This window comes from Streptomyces sp. NPDC030245 (genome assembly GCF_055572995.1).
Genome location: NZ_JBVICF010000005.1, coordinates 237,854 through 257,131 on the forward strand (window position 1 = coordinate 237,854; position 19,278 = coordinate 257,131).

Annotated in this window: 15 protein-coding genes; 5 read left to right on the forward strand and 10 right to left on the reverse strand. The window is 71.5% G+C overall.

The window, feature by feature from the left end; translation table 11 throughout:
• Positions 1–499: 499 nt before the first annotated feature.
• The 5 genes from ACZ4Z4_RS15810 to ACZ4Z4_RS15830 form a co-directional block, all read right to left on the reverse strand.
• Positions 500–2,047: an MFS transporter gene (locus ACZ4Z4_RS15810; RefSeq protein ID WP_468327205.1), complete on the reverse strand. Its 1,548-nt coding sequence runs from the start codon at positions 2,045–2,047 to the stop codon at positions 500–502.
• A complete protein-coding gene (locus ACZ4Z4_RS15815; protein WP_468327207.1) occupies positions 2,044–2,595 on the reverse strand; it encodes a TetR/AcrR family transcriptional regulator in 552 nt (183 codons plus the stop codon). Before ACZ4Z4_RS15815 ends, ACZ4Z4_RS15810 begins: the two co-directional genes overlap by 4 nt.
• Positions 2,596–2,682: 87 nt before the next feature.
• Positions 2,683–3,657, reverse strand: a complete 975-nt coding sequence (locus ACZ4Z4_RS15820; RefSeq protein WP_468327209.1) for an aldo/keto reductase — start codon at positions 3,655–3,657, stop codon at positions 2,683–2,685.
• A gap of 56 nt (positions 3,658–3,713) precedes the next feature.
• On the reverse strand, positions 3,714–5,144 hold the full coding sequence (argH, locus tag ACZ4Z4_RS15825; RefSeq protein ID WP_468327210.1) for an argininosuccinate lyase: 1,431 nt from the start codon (positions 5,142–5,144) through the stop codon (positions 3,714–3,716).
• A gap of 45 nt (positions 5,145–5,189) precedes the next feature.
• Positions 5,190–6,383 carry an argininosuccinate synthase gene (locus ACZ4Z4_RS15830; protein WP_468327212.1) on the reverse strand — a complete coding sequence of 398 codons (1,194 nt, stop codon included), beginning with the start codon at positions 6,381–6,383 and terminating at the stop codon, positions 5,190–5,192.
• A 150-nt stretch (positions 6,384–6,533) separates the two neighbouring features.
• On the opposite strand from ACZ4Z4_RS15830, the gene ACZ4Z4_RS15835 reads away from it, so the two are divergent.
• The 5 genes from ACZ4Z4_RS15835 to ACZ4Z4_RS15855 all read left to right on the forward strand — a co-directional run bounded on the left by ACZ4Z4_RS15835 (position 6,534) and on the right by ACZ4Z4_RS15855 (position 14,317).
• Positions 6,534–7,121, forward strand: coding sequence for a pyridoxamine 5'-phosphate oxidase family protein (locus ACZ4Z4_RS15835; protein ID WP_468327214.1), 588 nt, complete (start codon positions 6,534–6,536; stop codon positions 7,119–7,121).
• Positions 7,122–7,140: 19 nt separating this feature from the next.
• Positions 7,141–7,545: a hypothetical protein gene (locus tag ACZ4Z4_RS15840; RefSeq protein ID WP_468327215.1), complete on the forward strand. Its 405-nt coding sequence runs from the start codon at positions 7,141–7,143 to the stop codon at positions 7,543–7,545.
• Positions 7,542–8,156: a hypothetical protein gene (locus ACZ4Z4_RS15845; RefSeq protein WP_468327217.1), complete on the forward strand. Its 615-nt coding sequence runs from the start codon at positions 7,542–7,544 to the stop codon at positions 8,154–8,156. Before ACZ4Z4_RS15840 ends, ACZ4Z4_RS15845 begins: the two co-directional genes overlap by 4 nt.
• A gap of 87 nt (positions 8,157–8,243) precedes the next feature.
• Positions 8,244–9,218 carry a bile acid:sodium symporter family protein gene (locus tag ACZ4Z4_RS15850; RefSeq protein WP_468327219.1) on the forward strand — a complete coding sequence of 325 codons (975 nt, stop codon included), beginning with the start codon at positions 8,244–8,246 and terminating at the stop codon, positions 9,216–9,218.
• Between the two features lie 47 nt (positions 9,219–9,265).
• Positions 9,266–14,317 (forward strand): HD domain-containing protein, encoded by a 5,052-nt coding sequence (locus ACZ4Z4_RS15855; protein WP_468327220.1) that lies wholly within the window; start codon positions 9,266–9,268, stop codon positions 14,315–14,317.
• 54 nt (positions 14,318–14,371) lie between these two features.
• On the opposite strand, the gene ACZ4Z4_RS15860 is transcribed toward ACZ4Z4_RS15855, so the two are convergent.
• Genes ACZ4Z4_RS15860 through argC form a run of 5 tightly spaced genes read right to left on the reverse strand, consistent with a single transcriptional unit; the run spans position 14,372 to position 19,223 of the window.
• A complete protein-coding gene (locus tag ACZ4Z4_RS15860; protein ID WP_404755579.1) occupies positions 14,372–14,917 on the reverse strand; it encodes an arginine repressor in 546 nt (181 codons plus the stop codon).
• A gap of 7 nt (positions 14,918–14,924) precedes the next feature.
• Positions 14,925–16,130 (reverse strand): acetylornithine transaminase, encoded by a 1,206-nt coding sequence (locus tag ACZ4Z4_RS15865; protein ID WP_468327222.1) that lies wholly within the window; start codon positions 16,128–16,130, stop codon positions 14,925–14,927.
• Positions 16,127–17,050 (reverse strand): acetylglutamate kinase, encoded by a 924-nt coding sequence (gene argB / locus ACZ4Z4_RS15870; RefSeq protein WP_468327224.1) that lies wholly within the window; start codon positions 17,048–17,050, stop codon positions 16,127–16,129. The genes ACZ4Z4_RS15865 and argB overlap by 4 nt, the downstream gene beginning before the upstream one ends.
• On the reverse strand, positions 17,047–18,198 hold the full coding sequence (argJ, locus tag ACZ4Z4_RS15875) for a bifunctional glutamate N-acetyltransferase/amino-acid acetyltransferase ArgJ (RefSeq protein ID WP_468327226.1): 1,152 nt from the start codon (positions 18,196–18,198) through the stop codon (positions 17,047–17,049). The genes argB and argJ overlap by 4 nt, the downstream gene beginning before the upstream one ends.
• Positions 18,195–19,223, reverse strand: coding sequence for an N-acetyl-gamma-glutamyl-phosphate reductase (gene argC / locus ACZ4Z4_RS15880; protein ID WP_468327228.1), 1,029 nt, complete (start codon positions 19,221–19,223; stop codon positions 18,195–18,197). The genes argJ and argC overlap by 4 nt, the downstream gene beginning before the upstream one ends.
• Between the last annotated feature and the right edge of the window lie 55 nt (positions 19,224–19,278).

Consider the following 19,278-nt stretch of genomic DNA (forward strand, 5'->3'; position numbering starts at 1 on the left):
TTACTGATGCCCGGCACCGGGGGGGTCGTTCTTCGCCTGCTGGCCGGTGGGGGCTGGTCGCGCAGTTCCCCGCGCCCCTGACAAGCCGGCGTGCCCGGCACCGGGGGGTGAGGCGTTCGTCGGCTGCGGGTCCGCTGTGGCTGGTCGCGCAGTTCCCCGCGCCCCTTAAAAGCCCACATCCCCGGCACCGGAAACGCCGAGCAGCCCCCGCCCACCAAGGGGCGCGGGGAACTGCGCGACCAGCCACACACAACCCGCAGCAAACAACAGCGAGCAGGCCCCACCCCCCAGGGGCGCGGGGAACTGCGCGACCGGCCACACACAACCCGCAGCAAACAACAGCGAGCAGGCCCGACCCCCCAGGGGCGTGGGGAACTGCGCGACCGGCCACACGCGACCCGCAGCTGACGGCGGCGAGCAGGCTCCATCCACCAGGGGCGCGGGGAACTGCGCGGGCGGCCCCCACCGGCCCGCAGGTGAAAACCCGTCCCCGCCACGGTCAGTGGTCCGGGCCCGGGCCGTCCTCCAGTGCCTGGTTCTTCAGGAGGAACCAGGCGACCGCCGCGGTCACGAGGAGAACCCCCGCTCCGACGCCCGCCGCCAGGCGCAATCCGTCGACGAAGGCCGTCTGGGCCGCCGAGAGGAGCACGTCCGCCTGCGCGGGCGGAAGCTCCGACGCCGACTCCACCGCACCGCCGAGCGATTCGTGCGCGGCGGACGCCACGTCGGGCGGCGTGCCCGGCGGGGCCGTGAAGTCGCGGTAGACGCCGGTGACGATGGAGCCGAGCAGCGCGATGCCGAGGGCCGCGCCCAGTTCGTACGCCGTCTCGGAGACCGCGGAGGCCGCGCCCGCCTGTTCCTTGGGGACGCTGGAGAGGATGACGTCGGCGGTCACCGTGAACGAGAAGCCCGCGCCGACACCGACGACCAGGAGCGACGCGCCGAGCAGCGGATAGCCGGTGTGCTGGCTCAGCGCCGTGAGCGCGGCGAGCGAGAGGCCGACCGCCGCGAGGCCGCCGGCGACCACGATCCGTACCGAGAACCGCCGGGCCACCATGCCCGCGATGAGGCCCGCCCCGACCGCGCCCACCGCGGCGGGCAGTTCGGCGAGGCCCGCCTCGAAGGGGCGCCTGCCCTGGACGAGTTGGAGGAACTGGGAGAGGAAGAAGACCAGGCCGGACAGGCCGAGGACGGTGAGCAGGTCGGCGAGGACCGCGCCGGAGAACCCGCGGTTGCGGAAGAGCCGCATGTCCAGGAGCGGCGCGGGCAGCGTGAGCTGGCGGCGTACGAACCAGAAGAGCGCGGCGACGCCGACGACGGCGGCCGTCACGGCGTCCCAGCGCAGCCCGTGCGCGGCCGCCTCCTTGATGGCGTACACCACCGCGATCATGCCGATGAGGGAGAGCGCGACACTGAGCAGGTCCCAGGGGCCCGGCGCCGGGTTCTTGGACTCGGGCAGGAACTTGATGCCGACGAGGACGAGCACGGCCATCACCGGCAGGTTGATGAGGAAGACCGAGCCCCACCAGAAGTGTTCGAGCAGGAAGCCGCCGACGACGGGCCCGACGGCCGCGCCCGCGGAGGCCATGGCGCCCCAGATGCCGACCGCGAGGCTGCGCTCGCGCGGGTCGTGGAAGATGTTGCGGATCAGGGCCAGCGTCGACGGCATCAGCGTGGCGCCCGCCACGCCGAGCAGCGCGCGGGCCAGGATCATCAGCTCGGGACTGGTCGCGTAGGAGTTGAGGACCGACACCGCGCCGAAGGCGACGGCTCCGGTGAGCAGCAGCTTCTTGCGGCCGATGCGGTCGCCGAGGCTGCCCATGGAGACGAGCAGGCCCGCGATGACGAACGAGTAGACGTCACCGATCCACAGGAGCTGGGTGCCGGAGGGCTTGAGGTCTTCGCTGATGTACGGCGTCGCCAGGCCGAGCACGGTCGCGTCGACGGCGACCAGGAGCACGGCCAGCGCGAGCACGGCGAGCGCCAGCCAGCGGCCGGGGCTGCGCTCCGCCTCCGGTGCCGCTGTCGGCCGGTGAATGCTGGTCATGATTCCACTCTCCGCTGTACGCCGCCGATCAGCAGCTCGGCGATCATGTACGAGACGTCGTTGGCGGCCACTCGGCCGTCCTGTACGGCCCAGGCGCCCGAGCCGATGAGGCCGTAGAGCGCCTCGGTCAGCCAGGCGGGGGTCAGGTCGATGCGGAACTCGCCGCTCTCCTGGCCGCGCCGGAAGAGCGCGGCGAGCCGCTCGTCGATGCGGGACCAGCCCTCGTGCTGCGCGTCGCCCTCGAAGAGCTGGTTCTCGGTGTAGAGGAACGCGAGCAGGCCGGCGGCCGGCTCGATCTCCTTCACCAGGCGCCGCAGGGCGTCGCCCGCGCCTCCCTCGTCGAGCCCGGCGCGCCCGAGGGCGGCCTCGCACTCCTGGAGGCCCAGCTCCTCCAGGGCGAGCACGAGCGCGTCGCGGCCGGCGAAGTGGCGGTGGAGGGTCGCCCTGCTGATGCCCGCGGCGCGGGCGACCTCGTCCATGGTGGCGGTGGCCTTGCGGGTGAGCAGGGCCGCGGCGGTGCGCAGGACCTGATCGCGATCGACTGACATGAGACAACCATAAGCCTACTGAGACAGTAACGTCTCACACCCCCGCGTGGGCAGCGACGTCTCATGCGCCGCCCGGCATGCGTGCCGTCAGTTCCAGGGCAGCCGCGCGCGCCCCTCCCAGTACGCGGCGGGGTCCTGCGTGAGCCCCACCAGCCGCTCCACCTGCCCGGCGTCCAGGTCGACGGCGGCGGCGTGCAGATTGGAGACGAGCTGGACCGAGGTGGCCGCGCCGGACAGGACCACGCCGGCCCAGGGCTCGGCCAGCAGGACGGCCAGCGCCACCGCGTCGCAGCCGAGCCCCGTCTCCTCGGCGACCTCGCGCAGCGCGGGCGGCGCGTACGGCCCCGCGAGGCGGCCGTTGGCCAGGCCCTCCTTGACGATCACGGTGAGCCCCGCGGCGTGCGCCTCGGCGAGCGCGGGGCCCGCGGAGGTCTCCAGGATGTTGTACGTCGCCTGCACGGTGCGGAAGAGCGGCTCACCGTCGACGGTCACGGCGAGGGCGGCGCGGATCGCGGCCGCCTGTCCGGGGCCGCTCACGGAGAGGCCGACGGTCACGCCCTCGGCCGCGAGCTCGGCGAGGCGGGCGTGGAGTTCCTTGTCGGTGAGCGCCGGGCTCTCGGGCGTCACGGAGTGGATCTGGTAGAGGTCGAGCCGGTCGCCGAGGAGTGCGGCGGTCTCGGCGCGCTGGCGGGCGTACGCCGCCGGGCTGTGGTCCTTGACCTCGTGCGGGCCCTCGGCCTCGGTGCGCCAGTCGGCCGTGTAGGTGTAGCCCCACTTGCTGCCGACGACGACGTCGCGAATATCGGGCCTGGCGCGCAGCCAGTCGGCGAGGAACTCCTCGGCGCGGCCGTACGACCGCGCCACGTCGAGGTAGCGGACGCCCGAGGCGTGGGCGGCGTCGAGGAGTTCGAAGGTGCGTTCGCGCAGGGCCTCGACGCTGCGGGACGGCGGCAGGTCGGTGTCGCGGCCGAGCGTGATGTAGCCGGGCCTGCCGACGGCGGCGAGACCGAGCCCTATGTGCGCGGTCGGGGAGGTGGCTTCGGCCAGCCGGGCGAAGGGCATCGCGGGCTCCTTGTCGTAGGGATCTCCCCGTCAACGTAACCCGCGACGCCCCCGCGTCACCTGCGGGCGTTCACCCATTCCTTCTGCACCGACAGGTCCGCCTTGACGTCGGCGAGCTGGTCGGCGACGGCGGAGGGCGCGGTGCCGCCGCGGCCGCTGCGGGAGGCCAGCGCGCCCGGCACGTTCAGGACGGTGCGCACCTCGGGGGTGAGGTGCTCGGAGATGGCAGCGAACTGGTCGTCGGTGAGGTCGTCGAGCTCCTTGCCCTCGGCCTCGGCGACCTTCACGCACTCCCCCGCGACCTCGTGCGCGACGCGGAACGGCACGCCCTGCTTGACCAGCCACTCGGCGATGTCGGTGGCGAGCGAGAAGCCGGCCGGGGCCAGCTCCTCCATGCGCTCGCGGTGGACGGTGAGCGTCGCCATCATGCCGGTGAAGGCGGGCAGCAGGATCTCCAGCTGGTCGCAGGAGTCGAAGACCGGCTCCTTGTCCTCCTGGAGGTCGCGGTTGTACGCGAGCGGGAGGGCCTTGAGCGTCGCCAGCAGGCCCGTCAGATTGCCGATGAGGCGGCCGGACTTGCCGCGCGCCAGCTCGGCGATGTCCGGGTTCTTCTTCTGCGGCATGATCGACGAGCCGGTCGAGAAGGCGTCGTGGAGGGTGACGAAGGAGAACTCCTTCGTGTTCCAGATGATGACCTCCTCGGCGATCCGGGAGAGGTTCACGCCGATCATCGCGGTGATGAAGGCGAACTCGGCGACGAAGTCGCGCGACGCCGTGCCGTCGATGGAGTTGGCGGACGACCCGTGCTCGAAGCCGAGGTCCCGCGCGACCGCCTCCGGGTCGAGGCCGAGCGAGGACCCGGCCAGCGCGCCCGAGCCGTACGGCGACACGGCCGTCCGCGAGTCCCACTGCCGCAGCCGCTCCGCGTCCCGGGACAGCGCCTGGACGTGCGCGAGGACGTGGTGCGCGAAGAGGACCGGCTGGGCGTGCTGGAGGTGCGTGCGGCCCGGCATGGCGACGTCGGGATGAGCCTCGGCGAGGCCCACGAGCGCGCCCTGGAGGTCGGCGAGCAGGCCGCCGATGATCCGGGCGTGGTCGCGCAGGTACATCCGGAAGAGCGTCGCCACCTGGTCGTTGCGGGACCGTCCGGCCCGCAGCTTGCCGCCGAGGTCGGGGCCGAGCCGCTCCAGCAGGCCGCGCTCCAGGGCGGTGTGCACGTCCTCGTCGGCGATGGTGCCGACGAACGAGCCGTCGGCCACGTCGGCCTCCAGCCGGTCGAGCCCGTCCAGCATGCCGGTCAGCTCGTCCTCGGTGAGCAGGCCCGCCGTGTGGAGCACGCGCGCGTGGGCGCGGGAGCCCGCGATGTCGTACGGCGCCAGGCGCCAGTCGAAGTGGACCGATGCCGACAGCTTCGCGAGGGCCTCCGCCGGCCCGTCCGCGAACCGTCCGCCCCAGAGCCGGACGTCACCGCCGTTGTTGCTGCTCACTGCACGTACTCCTCAAGGCTGTTGCTGGTACGACGGGCCGCGCGCTTACGCGAGGTCCCGCTTGGCGGCGATCTTCGACGAGAGACCGAAGATCTCGATGAAGCCCTGCGCCTTGGACTGGTCGAACGTGTCGCCCGAATCGTAAGTGGCGAGGTGGAAATCGTAGAGCGACTCGCTGGACCTGCGCCCGGTGACGACGGCGCGGCCGCCGTGCAGAGTCATCCGGATGTCGCCCGTCACATACTGGTTCGCCTCGTCGATGAAGCCGTCGAGGGCCCGCTTGAGCGGGGAGAACCACAGGCCGTCGTAGACCAGTTCGCCCCAGCGCTGCTCGACCTGCCGCTTGTAGCGCGCCAGTTCGCGCTCGACGGTGACGTTCTCCAGCTCCTGGTGGGCGGTGATGAGGGCGAGGGCGCCCGGCGCCTCGTACACCTCGCGGGACTTGATGCCGACGAGGCGGTCCTCGACCATGTCGATCCGGCCGATGCCCTGGGCGCCCGCGCGCTCGTTGAGCCGCTGGATCGCCTGGAGGACGGTGACGGGCTCGCCGTCGAGGGCGACCGGGACGCCGGCCTCGAAGGAGATGACGACCTCGTCGGCCTCGCGGGGCTCCGCCGGGTTCGCGGTGTACTCGTAGATGTCCTCGATCGGCGCGTTCCAGATGTCCTCCAGGAAGCCCGTCTCGACGGCCCGTCCGAAGACGTTCTGGTCGATGGAGTACGGCGACTTCTTGGTCGTGGCGATCGGGAGCTGCTTCTCCTCGCAGAAGGCGATCGCCTTGTCCCGGGTCATCGCGTAGTCCCGGACGGGGGCGATGCACTTGAGCCCGGGGGCGAGGGCGACGATGCCGGCCTCGAAGCGCACCTGGTCGTTGCCCTTGCCGGTGCAGCCGTGGGCGACCGTGCCCGCGCCGTGCTTCTCGGCGGCGGCCACCAGGTGCTTGACGATCGTGGGCCGCGAGAGGGCGGAGACCAGCGGATAGCGGTCCATGTAGAGGGCGTTGGCCTTGATCGCCGGGAGGCAGTACTCCTCGGCGAACTCGTCCTTGGCGTCGGCGACCTCGGCCTCCACGGCGCCGCAGGCGAGGGCGCGCTTGCGGATGACGTCCAGGTCCTCACCGCCCTGGCCGACGTCGACGGCGACGGCGATGACCTCGGCCCCCGTCTCCTCGGCGATCCAGCCGATGGCGACGGACGTGTCCAGGCCGCCCGAGTAGGCGAGTACGACGCGCTCGGTCACGGGGCCCTCCTTGCGGTACGTGCATGCGCTGTTCTGCGTTATGCATGAGTATGCAGTGCACCGTATGTTTCGTCAATCGGGGGCGGCGAGACCGCACGCCGGGAGAAATTTCGTTAGACAGGCGAAGTACTTGGCGCCGATAATCCCCGCATGGGAAAGACTCACGCACGCATAGACGGCAGGCTGCGCACCTTCATCGAGGAGCAGCCGATGTTCTTCACGGCGACCGCGCCCCTCGCCGACGACGGCACGATCAACCTCTCCCCCAAGGGCCTCAAGGGCTCCCTCGCGGTCATCGACGAACGCACCGTGGCCTACCTCGACTTCGCGGGGAGCAACGCCGAAACCGTCGCGCACCTCCGGGAGAACGGCCGCATCACGCTCATGTGGTGCGCCTTCCAGGGGCCGCCCAACATCGTGCGGGTGCACGGCCGCGGCGAGCCCGTCTTCCGTGACGACCCGCGCTTCGCCGAGCTGCTCGGCCACTTCCCCGGCATCGACCCGACGCCGCACGGCCTGCGCGCCGTCATCGTCGTGACGGCCGAACTCATCCGCGACACCTGCGGTTACGCGGTGCCCTTCATGACGTACGACGAGGACCGCGACCTGCACGCCAAGCGCTTCGCGCGCGAGGACGACGCCTCACTCGACGCGTACTTCACCAAGAAGGAGTGGATCGCGCAGAGCATCGACGGGCTGCCGGGGCTTCCTCTTCCGCTGCCGCCGAGCGTGGCCTGAGCCGGGGAGGCGACCGAGGATGACCGAACCGCCCGCCCCGCCCCACGACCTCCAGGCCGAGTACGCCGAGCAGGACGCGGGGGAAGCAGCCGCCCCCTTCGTGCGACGTGCCTCGCGTGACGGCGAGGGCGTGGTGCTCGAAGGCAACTGTCCGCGCTGCCACGGCAGAACGGCCACCGAGATCCGTCGGGGCCTGCCCGGGACCGGGACCAAAGGGCTCTGGGACTGGTTGAACGGCAGACCCTCGCAGCCGGTGCCCGCCGCTGATGCCGCGGCGCTGACCCGGGAGCGGTACTTCTGCGAGTGCGGGCACCCGCACCCTCAACTGCCCGCCGACGCTCCCTTCGTGGGATGCGGCGCCAGTTGGCGGGTCACCACGCTGCTGCCCGGGGACACCGACGGACCCCAGGTGACCGCTGGATGAGCGATCAATCCGAGCGCCGCTGGGCCGTGCTCGCCCGTGAACTCGAGTTCACCCAGCTCGCCGAGTTGAGGCGGCAGGCCGAGGGCTGGCGGGCGGGGCTCACGGGGCTCACCGCGCTGCTCGCGGTCCTGGTCGTCCTCAAGGGCCGCGACGACCTCGCCAACCTCCCCGACACCGCCCGGCACTGGGCGACCGCACTGCTCGCCACGGCCTTCCTGTTGCTCGTGATCGGGTCCGTGCTCGCCGTACGGGCCGCGCACGGTCGGCCCGGCGACCGGATCCTGCACGCCGGCCAGGCCCTGCGCGAGTGGACCGGCAAGGAGGTCGTCCGGATCACGCGGGCCCTCCGCCACGCCTCACTGTGCTGCCTGGCCGGAGTCCTCCTCGCGGCAGCGGCCATCGGCATCGCCTGGACGACCACCGCTTCCCCCAAAGATCACGTGGTCAGGATCGGCACGGCGACGGGAGAACTGTGCGGAGAATTCATCCGCGCGGGCCGCGGCGGGCTCGTGATCCGGGTGGACGACGGAGACGGGCCCCGGCACGTCACCTTGCCCATCCGCACGGTTAATTCGGTCACCCCGGTCGCCACCTGCGGCGCGTCGGGCTGACTCCGACACCCTTCCGCCGCCTACATGTAGCGACCACATATCGAGACGCGGTTGCGACCGTGCGCCACGGCGGCGTTGCATCACCGGGTGCAGACCCAACAGACGACCCCCGCCGGGGCACGTGACGCCGACAAGGCGGCCCGGCTCGCCGTCACGGTCTTCCCCGTCCTCGTCCTGGCCGCCGGCGCTCTCGGCCTTGCCGCTCCGGGCGCCTTCGAGGGCTGGGGAACCAACGTCCCTTACCTCCTCGGCCTCGTGATGTTCTGCATGGGGCTCACGATGACCCCGCTCGACTTCCAGGGCGTGGTCAGGCGGCCCTGGGCAGTCGCGCTCGGGCTCGTGGCGCACTACGTCATCATGCCGGGGCTCGGCTGGCTGATCGCCCATGCGCTGGGTCTCTCGCCGCAGTTGGCGGCCGGTGTGATCCTGGTGGGCTGCGCGCCGAGCGGCACCGCGTCCAACGTCGTGACCTATCTGGCCCGCGGCGACGTGGCGCTCTCCGTGTCGGTGGCCACCGTCTCGACCGTCCTCGCGCCGCTGATCACACCACCGCTGACGCTGCTGCTCGCGGGCGAGTACCTGCCCGTCGACGCCGGCTCGATGGTGACCGACATCCTGAAGACCGTGCTGCTGCCGGTGCTCGCGGGCCTCGTCGTGCGGCTGCTCTTCGGGCGGTACGTCGACCGCGTCCTCGGCGCGCTGCCATGGCTGTCGGCGCTGACCATCGCCGCCATCGTGGCGATCGTCGTCTCGGGCAGTGCCGCGGCCATCAAGTCCGCCGCGGCACTGGTGTTCCTCGCGGTGTTCCTGCACAACGGGCTCGGCCTCGCGCTGGGTTACGGAGCGGGCAAGCTGGCCCGGCTCGGCCCGCCCGCCTCGCGGGCGATGGCCTTTGAGGTGGGTATGCAGAACTCGGGCCTCGCGGCATCGCTGGCCACCGCCCACTTCAGTCCCTTGGCCGCACTGCCCGCCGCTGTCTTCTCCGTGTGGCACAACGTATCGGGGGCGCTGGTCGCCGCCTGGATGTCGCACCGGGCGCGGCGGCAGGAGCGGGCCTCCTGAGACTGCCCCCGGGGTGCGACGATGGGCGTTCGTACCCGGGAGAGGGCATGGCACAGATACGTACCGCATTGCTGATCGGAGTCGCGGCGACGCCCGACGCCGCGCATCATTTCGCCGCGCTGGAAGAACCTGTCGCCGCGGACCAGCGTGCCCTGGGCGCCTCGCTCAAAGCCGCGGGATACCGGGTGGAGACAGTGCGGGGCGGCAGCCGGGCCGAGATCACCACGGCGATCGACGAGGTCGCGCGGAGCGTTCCCGCCGACGGCACGCTGCTGTTGCACTACTCCGGGCACGGCGTCCGCATCGGCGACACCGACTACCTCGTCCCCTCCGACGCGCGGGCCCCGCACGACGGCCACTGGCGCACTTCGTACCGCGACACCCTGCTCCCCGCCGACATCAGCCCTTACCTGACGGATTGCGGGGCGGGCACCGTCCTGTGGCTGATCGACGCCTGCCGCGACGAGCCGTCCGGTGGCGCGGGCGTGTTCGGCAGCAGCATCGTCAAAGGACAGCCGTCCGGCAGGTTCGCGCTGATGACGGCCTGTGCCGCCGGGCAGCGCTCGGGCTTCACCGCCGAGGGCAGCTTCTTCACCCAGGGACTCGCTGAGGCCTTTCGGCCGTTGACCGAGGCCCGGACCGTGCAGGAAGTGTACGAGACGGCGCGGCGGCACACCCTGCGAGTGGCCCGCCGGCAGCTGGGCGAGGAGCAGGAGCCGCAGATCCGGTACGGCGCCGAGCTGGAGGCCGAGGCCCGCTCCACGGAGGTCTGCGAGGGACGCAGGCTTCTGGAGGCCTGGCGCGAGGCCGCATGGGACACGGCCCTGTGGGAGCGAGTGGCCGACTCGGACGCCTCCTGTGTGCCCCACTTCCGGGACTGTCTCGCAGCGCTCGTCGAAGAGTGCGCCACGGTGGTCCATCTCGCGCAGAAGCGCATGCCCGACCCGTGGGCCGACGACGACTTCCCGGTACGGATACTGCGCGACCGGTTGCCGAGCCTGATCCCCAAGACGGTGACGCTCTCCGCCGTCGAGGCCGCGGCCCTCGTCGCCTCCCCGTTCCTGCACGAAGCGGCCTGGGCGCGGCGGCTCAGCCACGCACGTGACATCTCCGCGTACACCGCCTGGCCCCAGGAGGACGGCGACGCGTGGCGCAGGCACTACGAGCAAGTGGCCGACCACCACCCGCACATCAGGGAGAAGCTCTCCGAGTGCTGGCTGAGCGGGCGCCCGGAAGACGCCCGCGGCGTCGCCCTGTGGCTGGTGCACCGGTGGATCACCGAACGCTTCGAAACCGATGAGGAACCCGTCCCGCAGGTGGAGTCCGGGACCCTGGCGGCCGCGCTGCTGGGCGCTCCGGCCACCCGGGGGAACCGGGCGTCCCAATTGTCGGCGGAGCTCTCCCGCCTCGCCTCCGCCATCGCGCTGGGCGCTCCGGCCCCGGAGTCCGGTGCGCTGCCGGAGGCCGCCTTCCCGGTGCCCGGCGGTGGACGCCAGGCGCTGCGGACGGCCGAGTCGGCCGCCCTGTTGCACCTGGCATCGGTGCTGGCCCTGGATGTCCGCACGCTGCCCGACGTGCTCGCCGAACACCTGGCCGTCTCCGATCCGGTCCTCCCCCAGGACGCCGTCAACGCGGTACGCGACGCGGACTGGCATCCCGTGGACGGTGCATTGCGCCTGGACGCGGCATGCCCCCATCCCGCTGTCCACGCGGCGCTCGCAGGCGTCGCGGAGCAGGCCGACGAGATCGCCTGCTCGCTGCGGGACGCGGCGCGCCGGCTACCCGCGCCCCGCGCGGCGCTGCTCGGCGGGGTGCCCGCCCGCGTGACCGACGGGGCGCTGCGCCCTGCCGAAGACCGGGGCCGCCGTGCCTACGACGTACCCCTTCTCCGCTTCCAGCTGGCGCAGACGGAGGTGCGCGACCTGTTCATGGGCGAGCGCATCTACGACGGCGAACCGGAGTTGGCGCTGCGCGAGTTGTACCAGAACGCGATGGACGCGTGCCGCTACCGCGCGATGCGGCGCCGGTACGTGGTGTCCAGGGGCGGTGCGCCGGCCCCCTGGACCGGGCAGATCACCTTCGTCGAGGGGGAGGACGACCGCGGGCGCTACGTCGAATGCCGGGACAACGGCGTGGGCATGGGTTTCGACCAGCTCAAGAACACCTTCACCAAGGCGGGCCGCCGCTTCGAGCAGTCCCGCGCGTTCCGCCGGGAACAGGCGGACTGGCACCGGCAGGACCCGTCGCTGCGCCTGTACCCCAACAGCCGTTTCGGCATCGGCGTGTTCAGCTACTTCATGCTCGCCGACGAGATGACCGTCGTCACCCGGTCGGTCGGCGTCGACGGCATCCCCGCGAAGAAGGCGCTGCGCGTCGACATCCCCGGCAGCGGGAGCCTGTTCCGGATCCAGGAACACGACGACGCCGCGGGGGACGGCCTCCTGGAAGGCGGCACGCGGGTACGTCTGTATCTGCGCGACACGGTCTCGTCCTCCGAGCTCTCGCCGGTGTCCACGCTCTGCCGTCTCGTCCTGGTGAGCGAGTTCGCGCTGGAGGTGCGGGACGCCTCGGGGAGGCGGCACCGGTGGCATCCCGGCGAGCTCCAGAGCGGGCCGGGGAACAACCTCACTCCCGGAGCGGTGGAGGCCGTCCCCGGTGTGCTGTGGTGGCTCGAAGGCAAGGGCGCTGTCCTGTGCGACGGCATCGGCACGGACCAGGAGCCCTTCGGCTACGTCCTGAATCTGACCGGTGCGCACGCGGGGACACTCAGCCTCAACCGCAAGAAGCTCGAGCGGTACGACGGGGCATGGGAAGCGGAACAGTGGGCCGGTGGCGCGCCCGTGCTGGCCACCTGGCCGGAGCTGAGCATGGACTGGCTGTGGGAGCTGGAGCGGCGCAACCTGCCTGCGGCGCGCACCGTCTGGGAGGCGTGGCGCGGCAAGGGTGTGCGGGTACCAGCGAAGGCGTCGCTCCCGGAGCTGAATCTGGACGCTGTCGGTTGGTTCCACCAAGACGCGCAGATTAGGCCCCCATCGGTCGGCCAGCGCCGTCAGGTGGAGTGGTTGGAGACGCCGCCAGGCCCTTGGCGTGCCGTGGTCCTGGGTAACCAACAACTCGCGCTCCGTAAGGCGGGCCCCACTTCGACGACCGGTTACCCCGTGCCCGAACCGGGCTGGGCCGAAGTCGCGACAGGGAGACCTCAGTCCTGGCGCGAACCATACCCGGGCGAAAAAGTACCGCCCCGCGACTGGCGTTCGGCCGTCGCGATCGCCCACAGCCAGGGGACGACCGTCCGGGCCGTCATCCGTGCCGCACGCGCCCTGCGCGTCTCCCATCCCGCACTGAAGCCGCCCCCCATTGGAGAGGGGGACCTGGACTGGACACCGGGCGGGTACGACGCACTGATCGTGGAAGAGCTCCTCAGCCGCCCGCACGCCCGCGGGGCCTATGCGCACCAGAAGGAGAACGACTATCTGCACGCGCCGGACGACCTCGGCGGCCTGGTCCGCGCCTCGGTCGCAGGGCGTCGGCCGCTCGGTGAACTGGCCGAGCGCTGCGCCCGGTTCGGGCCCTTCCTGCCGACCCCGCCGCCGACGGCGCCCGATCACCACCGGGACCACGTGTGCGATGAGTCCGATCTCTCGCTGCTCTACGTCAACGACGAGGTCCGGGGCTGGCGCCCCGTCCAGTGGCCTTGGGACATTCACGAGACGGCCCACGCCATGGAGATCGCGCCGCAGGAGGTACGGGAGCGCCTCTTGGCCTTCGCCTGGCTCGGCTGGACCGTCCCCGACGCGGAGTCCGTGGAGCGGTGGGGGGCCGTGCCGCGGGACATCCGCGCGGTGCTGCGGGACTACTGCCTACCCGAGCCGTCCGGCGGCCTCGCGCTGCCGTGGGCGGCCACGTTCGCCGTGGCGAAGCGGTGGGGCTGCACACTGCGCAAGGCGGAGAAGGCGCTCGTCGGCTGGACAGCCACGCTCGGCCTGACGCACACGCGGCGTTATCGAGGGAAGACGGGAGCGGGCCGAGTCAACCCCGGTCCGGAGACATGCAGCATCGTGGGAGTGGCCCATGTCCAAGGGACTCGGCTGGAGGACGGACTCACACTCCGGGACCTGGCATTCGCCAAGACACACCTGATCGGATGGGACGACATGGCCTACGTGGTCGATGAGTTGCGGAAGTCAGGTGTCGAGGTCCCGGCGGCGGGCGACCTGCTGCGGGCCTGGGAGGACCTGCCGGTTCCCAGCCGCTACATCTTCTCCGGCATCGACCCCTCGTTCGGCTCGGCTGGCTATCCGGTTCTGCCGACCTCGGACATCCTGTTCGTTGCGAGCCACTTCCTGAAGAACACTTTGGGGGCGGTGTGGGAGACGGCCCGGCAGGAGGCGGCACAGGTGGGTCTCAGCGTGCCGGCCCTGCCCGCCGGACTCGCTGATTTCCGTCCTGGCCACGAAGAAACCAGTGCGCTGATCAATTGGGGCGACGACGAGGACTACGACGAATGGGACGAGTCCCCCAAGTGGGCCCTGCTCACCACGGAACGGCTCACGGCCTACGCATTCGAGCAGCGGATCGGCACCCGCGCCGCGTACCAGAAGCTGGCACCGCTCAGGGAGCTGGGTGCCCTCGTTCCCGAACTCAGCCCCGCCGAGGTCGAGGCCCTGCCTGCCGACCAGCCCGACGTCTGGGACGTCGTCGCGCTCTCGGCCGAGCACCGTGTCTCGGCTCCGGGAGCGCCGCTCGGCCCCATGGACCTGGTCAGCCTCGCGGGACGGCTGGGTGAGCCGGTCCGCCGTACCTGGCAGCGGATCGTCCCCTATCTCCCGCTGGAAACGGCGCCTGGTCTGCCGCCTGGGCCGTCACCAGCCCTGGACGACATACCCGATGTGGTCCCGCTCTGGCAGGACCTGATCCTGCTCTCGGTCCACGCGGACGGCATGCTGCCGACGCTGCGCGGACCCGTGACAGCGTCCCAGGTCCTCTTCGCCGCACGGGCCGTGGACGAGAGCGAGGAATGGGTCAAGGACCGGCTACGCCTGTACGCAGTCCTCTTCGGCCTGGACCTGACGGGAGACATCAGGTCGTCCGGCGTTTGAGGACGAATTCGGCGGAGCCGGTGCTCAACGGCGCCCATGGTGCGGGGAGCGGATTCAGTGCTCGTTCGAAGCCAGCCGCAGCAGATGGTCCGCCAGTGCCTGGCCCCCCGCCGGCTCCCTGCTGATCAGCATCAGCGTGTCGTCGCCCGCGATCGTGCCGAGGATGTCGTGCAGTTCGGCCTGGTCGATCGCGGAGGCCAGGAACTGGGCCGCGCCCGGCGGGGTGCGCAGGACGACGAGGTTGGCCGAGGCCTCCGCGGAGATCAGGAGTTCCGCGGAGAGGCGGCGCATCCGCTCCTCCTTGGCCGACTCGCCCAGCGGTGCGCGCGGGGTGCGGAAGCCGCCCTCGCTCGGTACCGCGTAGATGAGGTCGCCCTCGGCGTTGCGGATCTTGACCGCGTTCAGTTCGTCCAGGTCCCGGGAGAGCGTCGCCTGGGTGACGGTCAGACCGTCGTCGGCGAGCAGCTTCGCCAGCTGGCTCTGGGAGCGCACCGGCTGCCGGTTGAGGATGTCCACGATCCGGCGGTGGCGTGCGGTGCGGGTCTGCGGCACGGCGGGGCCCGCGTGGTCGCCGTGCTCGTTGCCTTGCGCCTGGCTCATCGTCGTCTCATTCTCCGGATCGTCCGTCCCCGTCGGCCTCGGCGGCCTCGTGCAGGATGCCGGGCAGTGCCTCCAGGAACGCCTCCACCTCGTCGTCGCGCACGTTCAACGGCGGCATCAGCCGTACGACATCGGGGGCGGGCGCGTTCACCAGGAAGCCGGCGTCCTGAGCCGCCTGCTGCACCTTCGGCGCGAGCGGCTCGGTGAGCACGATACCCAGGAGCAGGCCCGCGCCCCTGACATGCCGTACCAGCGGGTGTCCCTGTGACTCGATTCCGTCGCGCAGCTTCTCGCCCGCGCGCTTGGTGTTGGCGAGCAGGCCCTCGGTCTCGATGGTGTGCAGGACGGCGAGGCCCGCGGCGCACGCGACGGGGTTGCCGCCGAACGTCGTGCCGTGGTGACCGGGCTTGAAGAGCTCCGCGGCGGCGCCGAACGCGACGGTCGCGCCGAGCGGCAGCCCGCCGCCCAGACCCTTCGCGAGCGTGACGACATCCGGCTGTACGCCGTCGTGCGCCAGGTACTCGAACCACTGCCCGGTGCGACCGATTCCGGTCTGCACCTCGTCGAGGACGAGGAGCGTGCCGGTGGCCTCGGTGATCTCCCGGGCCGCCTTGAGGTAGCCCGCGGGCGGCACGACGACGCCGTTCTCACCCTGGATGGGCTCGATGACGAGGAGCGCGGTGTCGGTGGTGACGGCCGCGCGGAGGGCCTCCACGTCGCCGTACGGGACGTGGGTGACGTCGCCGGGCAGCGGCAGGAAGGGCTCCTGCTTGCCGGGCTGGCCGGTGAGGGCGAGCGCCCCCATCGTGCGGCCGTGGAAGCCGCCCTGGGTGGCGACCATGTGCGGGCGGCCGGTCAGCCTGCCGAGCTTGAAGGCGCCTTCGTTGGCCTCGGCGCCGGAGTTGCAGAAGTACACCCGGCCCTCGCGCCCGAAGAGTCCGAGCAGCTTCTCGGCGAGCGCGACGGGCGGCTCGGCGACGAAGAGGTTCGACACATGGCCGAGGGCGCCGATCTGGGTGCTCACGGCCTCGACGAGCGCCGGGTGGGCGTGGCCGAGCGCGTTGACCGCGATACCGCCGACGAAGTCGAGGTACTCCTTGCCGTCGGCGTCCCACAGCCTGGTGCCCGCGCCGCGCACGAGGGGCAGCCGGGGCGTGCCGTAGTTGTCCATGAGCGCGCCCTGCCAGCGCGCGGTCAGCTCCTGGTTGCTCACGACTCCCCCTCGGTGCCGGTGCTCTCGTCGTCGGGCACGACCATGGTGCCGATGCCTTCGTCGGTGAAGATCTCCAGCAGGATCGAGTGCTGGACGCGGCCGTCGATGACGCGGGCCGTCTCGACGCCGTTGCGGACGGCGTGCAGGCAGCCCTCCATCTTGGGGACCATGCCGCTGGCCAGCTCGGGCAGGAGCTTCTCCAGCTCGCTCGCGGTGAGGCGGCTGATCACCTCGTCGCTGTTGGGCCAGTCCTCGTAGAGTCCCTCGACGTCGGTGAGGACCATCAGGGTCTCGGCATCAAGCGCCGCAGCGAGTGCCGAAGCCGCCGTATCAGCATTGACGTTGTAGACATGGTGATCGTCCTGGGAGCGGGCGATCGAGGAGACGACCGGGATGCGGCCGTCGGCGAGCAGCGCCTCGATGGCGCCCGTGTCGATCTCGGTGATCTCGCCGACCCGGCCGATGTCGACCAGCTCGCCCTCGATGCGGGGCCGGTGCTTGGTGGCGGTGATGGTGTGCGCGTCCTCGCCGGTGAGGCCGACGGCGAGCGGGCCGTGCTGGTTGAGCAGGCCGACGAGCTCGCGCTGCACCTGTCCGGCGAGCACCATGCGGACGACGTCCATGGCGTCCTCGGTGGTGACGCGCAGGCCCGCCTTGAACTCGCTGACGATGCCGTGCTGGTCGAGGGCCTTGCTGATCTGCGGTCCGCCGCCGTGCACGACGACGGGCTTGAGGCCCGCGTGGTGCAGGAAGACGACGTCCTGCGCGAAGGCGGCCTTGAGCTCGTCGTCGATCATGGCGTTGCCGCCGAACTTGATGACGACGGTCCTGCCGCGGTGCCGGGTCAGCCAGGGCAGCGCCTCGATGAGGATCTGGGCCTTGGGGAGCGCGGTGTGCTTCCTCGCGGTCGGATTGCTCATGAGCTGTACGCGCTGTTCTCGTGGACGTAGTCCGCGGTGAGGTCGTTGGTCCAGATCGTCGCGGACTCGGTGCCTGCCGCCAGGTCGGCGGTGATGACGACCTCCCGGTAGCGCATGTCGACGAGGTCGCGGTCCTCGCCCACCGAGCCGTTCTTGCAGACCCAGACGCCGTTGATGGCGACGTTGAGCTGGTTCGGGTCGAAGGCGGCGGAGGTGGTGCCGATGGCGGAGAGCACCCGGCCCCAGTTGGGGTCCTCGCCGTGCAGGGCGCACTTGAGGAGGTTGTTGCGGGCGATGGAGCGGCCCACCTCGACGGCGTCGGCCTCACTGGCGGCGCCCACGACGTCGACCCTGATGTCCTTGCTGGCGCCCTCGGCGTCGCCGATGAGCTGCCGTCCGAGGTCGGCGCAGACCTCGCGGACGGCGTCGGCGAACTCGGCGTACTCGGGGGTGACTCCGGCCGCTCCGGAGGCAAGGAGCAGCACGGTGTCGTTGGTCGACATGCAGCCGTCGGAGTCGACGCGGTCGAAGGTGAGCCGGGTGGCGTCGCGCAGGGCACGGTCCAGGACGTCGGCTTCGGCGTCGGCGTCGGTGGTGAGCACGACGAGCATGGTGGCGAGGCCGGGGGCGAGCATGCCCGCGCCCTTGGCCATGCCGCCGACGGTCCAGCCGTCCTTCGTCACCACGGACGTCTTGTGCACGCTGTCGGTGGTCTTGATGGCGATGGCGGCCTTCTCGCCGCCGTGGGCGGAGAGCTCACCCGCGGCCTTCTCGACGCCCGGCAGCAGCTTGTCCATGGGGAGGTTCACGCCGATGAGCCCGGTCGACGCGACGGCCACCTCGCCCGCGTTCACCGAGAGCACGTCGGCGACCTTCTCGGCGGTGGCGTGCGTGTCCTGGAAGCCCTGGGGTCCCGTACAGGCGTTGGCGCCACCGGAGTTGAGGACGACGGCGGAGACGAGGCCGCCCTTGAGGACCTGCTCCGACCAGAGGACGGGGGCGGCTTTGACGCGGTTGGAGGTGAAGACGCCCGCGGCGGCCAGGCGGGGCCCGGTGTTGACCACGAGGGCCAGGTCCGGGTTGCCGTTCTCCTTGATCCCGGCGGCGATGCCCGCGGCCGTGAATCCCTTGGCTGCCGTCACACTCACGGCGCTACTCCGATCGTAGTGAGCCCGGTGGCCTCGTCGAGGCCGAGGGCGATGTTCATGCTCTGAAGGGCGCCGCCCGCGGTGCCCTTGGTCAGGTTGTCGATGGCGCCGATGACGATCACGCGCCCGGCCGCCTCGTCGTACGCGACCTGGATCTGCACGGCGTTCGAGCCGTACACGGAGGCGGTGGCGGGCCACTGCCCCTCGGGGAGCAGCCGCACGAACGGCTCGTCGGCGAACGCCTTCGCGTACGTGTCCCGTACGGACTCGGCGGTGACGCCCGGCTTGGCCTTCGCGCTGCACGTGGCGAGGATGCCGCGGGGCATCGGGGCGAGGGTCGGCGTGAAGGAGACGGAGACGGGGGTGCCCGCGGCGGAGCTGAGGTTCTGGATCATCTCGGGGGTGTGCCGGTGTCCGCCGCCCACCCCGTACGGCGACATGCTGCCCATGACCTCCGAGCCGAGGAGGTGCGGCTTGGCCGCCTTGCCCGCGCCGGAGGTGCCGGACGCGGCGACGATCACCGCTTCGGGCTCGACGAGGTCCGCGGCGTACGCGGGGAAGAGGGCGAGGGAGACGGCGGTGGGGTAGCAGCCGGGCACCGCGATCCGCTTGGCGCCCGCCAACGCGGCACGGGCACCGGGCAGTTCGGGCAGGCCGTACGGCCAGGTGCCGGCGTGCAGGCTCCCGTAGAATTTCTCCCAGTCGCCCGCGTCCCTCAACCGGAAGTCAGCGCCCATGTCGATGACGAGGACGTCCGGCCCTAGCCGCTCGGCGACGGCGGCGGACTCGCCGTGGGGCAGAGCGAGGAAGACGACATCGTGCCCCGCGAGGACGTCCGCGGTGGTCGGCTCCAGGACGCGGTCGGCGAGCGGCGCCAGCTGCGGCTGGAGGCCGCCCAGCGGCCGGCCCGCGTTCGAGTTGCCGGTGAGGGCGCCGATCTCGACCCCGGGGTGCCCGAGCAGCAGACGCAGCAGCTCGCCGCCCGCGTACCCACTCGCCCCTGCCACTGCTGCGCGTACCCTCATGGAACCCTCCTCCTGGATGGCATGACTATACGTTCCGCCGCAGTTTTATGCAATG

What these genes read in the sequence shown, in the direction of transcription:
- argC (WP_468327228.1), bottom strand. Translation starts at nt 19,223, where the DNA reads ATGAGGGTACGCGCAGCAGTGGCAGGGGCGAGTGGGTACGCGGGCGGC.
- ACZ4Z4_RS15845 (WP_468327217.1), top strand. Translation starts at nt 7,542, where the DNA reads ATGAGCGATCAATCCGAGCGCCGCTGGGCCGTGCTCGCCCGTGAACTC.
- ACZ4Z4_RS15835 (WP_468327214.1), top strand. Translation starts at nt 6,534, where the DNA reads ATGGGAAAGACTCACGCACGCATAGACGGCAGGCTGCGCACCTTCATC.
- ACZ4Z4_RS15820 (WP_468327209.1), bottom strand. Translation starts at nt 3,657, where the DNA reads ATGCCCTTCGCCCGGCTGGCCGAAGCCACCTCCCCGACCGCGCACATA.
- ACZ4Z4_RS15810 (WP_468327205.1), bottom strand. Translation starts at nt 2,047, where the DNA reads ATGACCAGCATTCACCGGCCGACAGCGGCACCGGAGGCGGAGCGCAGC.
- ACZ4Z4_RS15860 (WP_404755579.1), bottom strand. Translation starts at nt 14,917, where the DNA reads ATGAGCCAGGCGCAAGGCAACGAGCACGGCGACCACGCGGGCCCCGCC.
- ACZ4Z4_RS15855 (WP_468327220.1), top strand. Translation starts at nt 9,266, where the DNA reads ATGGCACAGATACGTACCGCATTGCTGATCGGAGTCGCGGCGACGCCC.
- ACZ4Z4_RS15815 (WP_468327207.1), bottom strand. Translation starts at nt 2,595, where the DNA reads ATGTCAGTCGATCGCGATCAGGTCCTGCGCACCGCCGCGGCCCTGCTC.
- argB (WP_468327224.1), bottom strand. Translation starts at nt 17,050, where the DNA reads ATGAGCAATCCGACCGCGAGGAAGCACACCGCGCTCCCCAAGGCCCAG.
- ACZ4Z4_RS15840 (WP_468327215.1), top strand. Translation starts at nt 7,141, where the DNA reads ATGACCGAACCGCCCGCCCCGCCCCACGACCTCCAGGCCGAGTACGCC.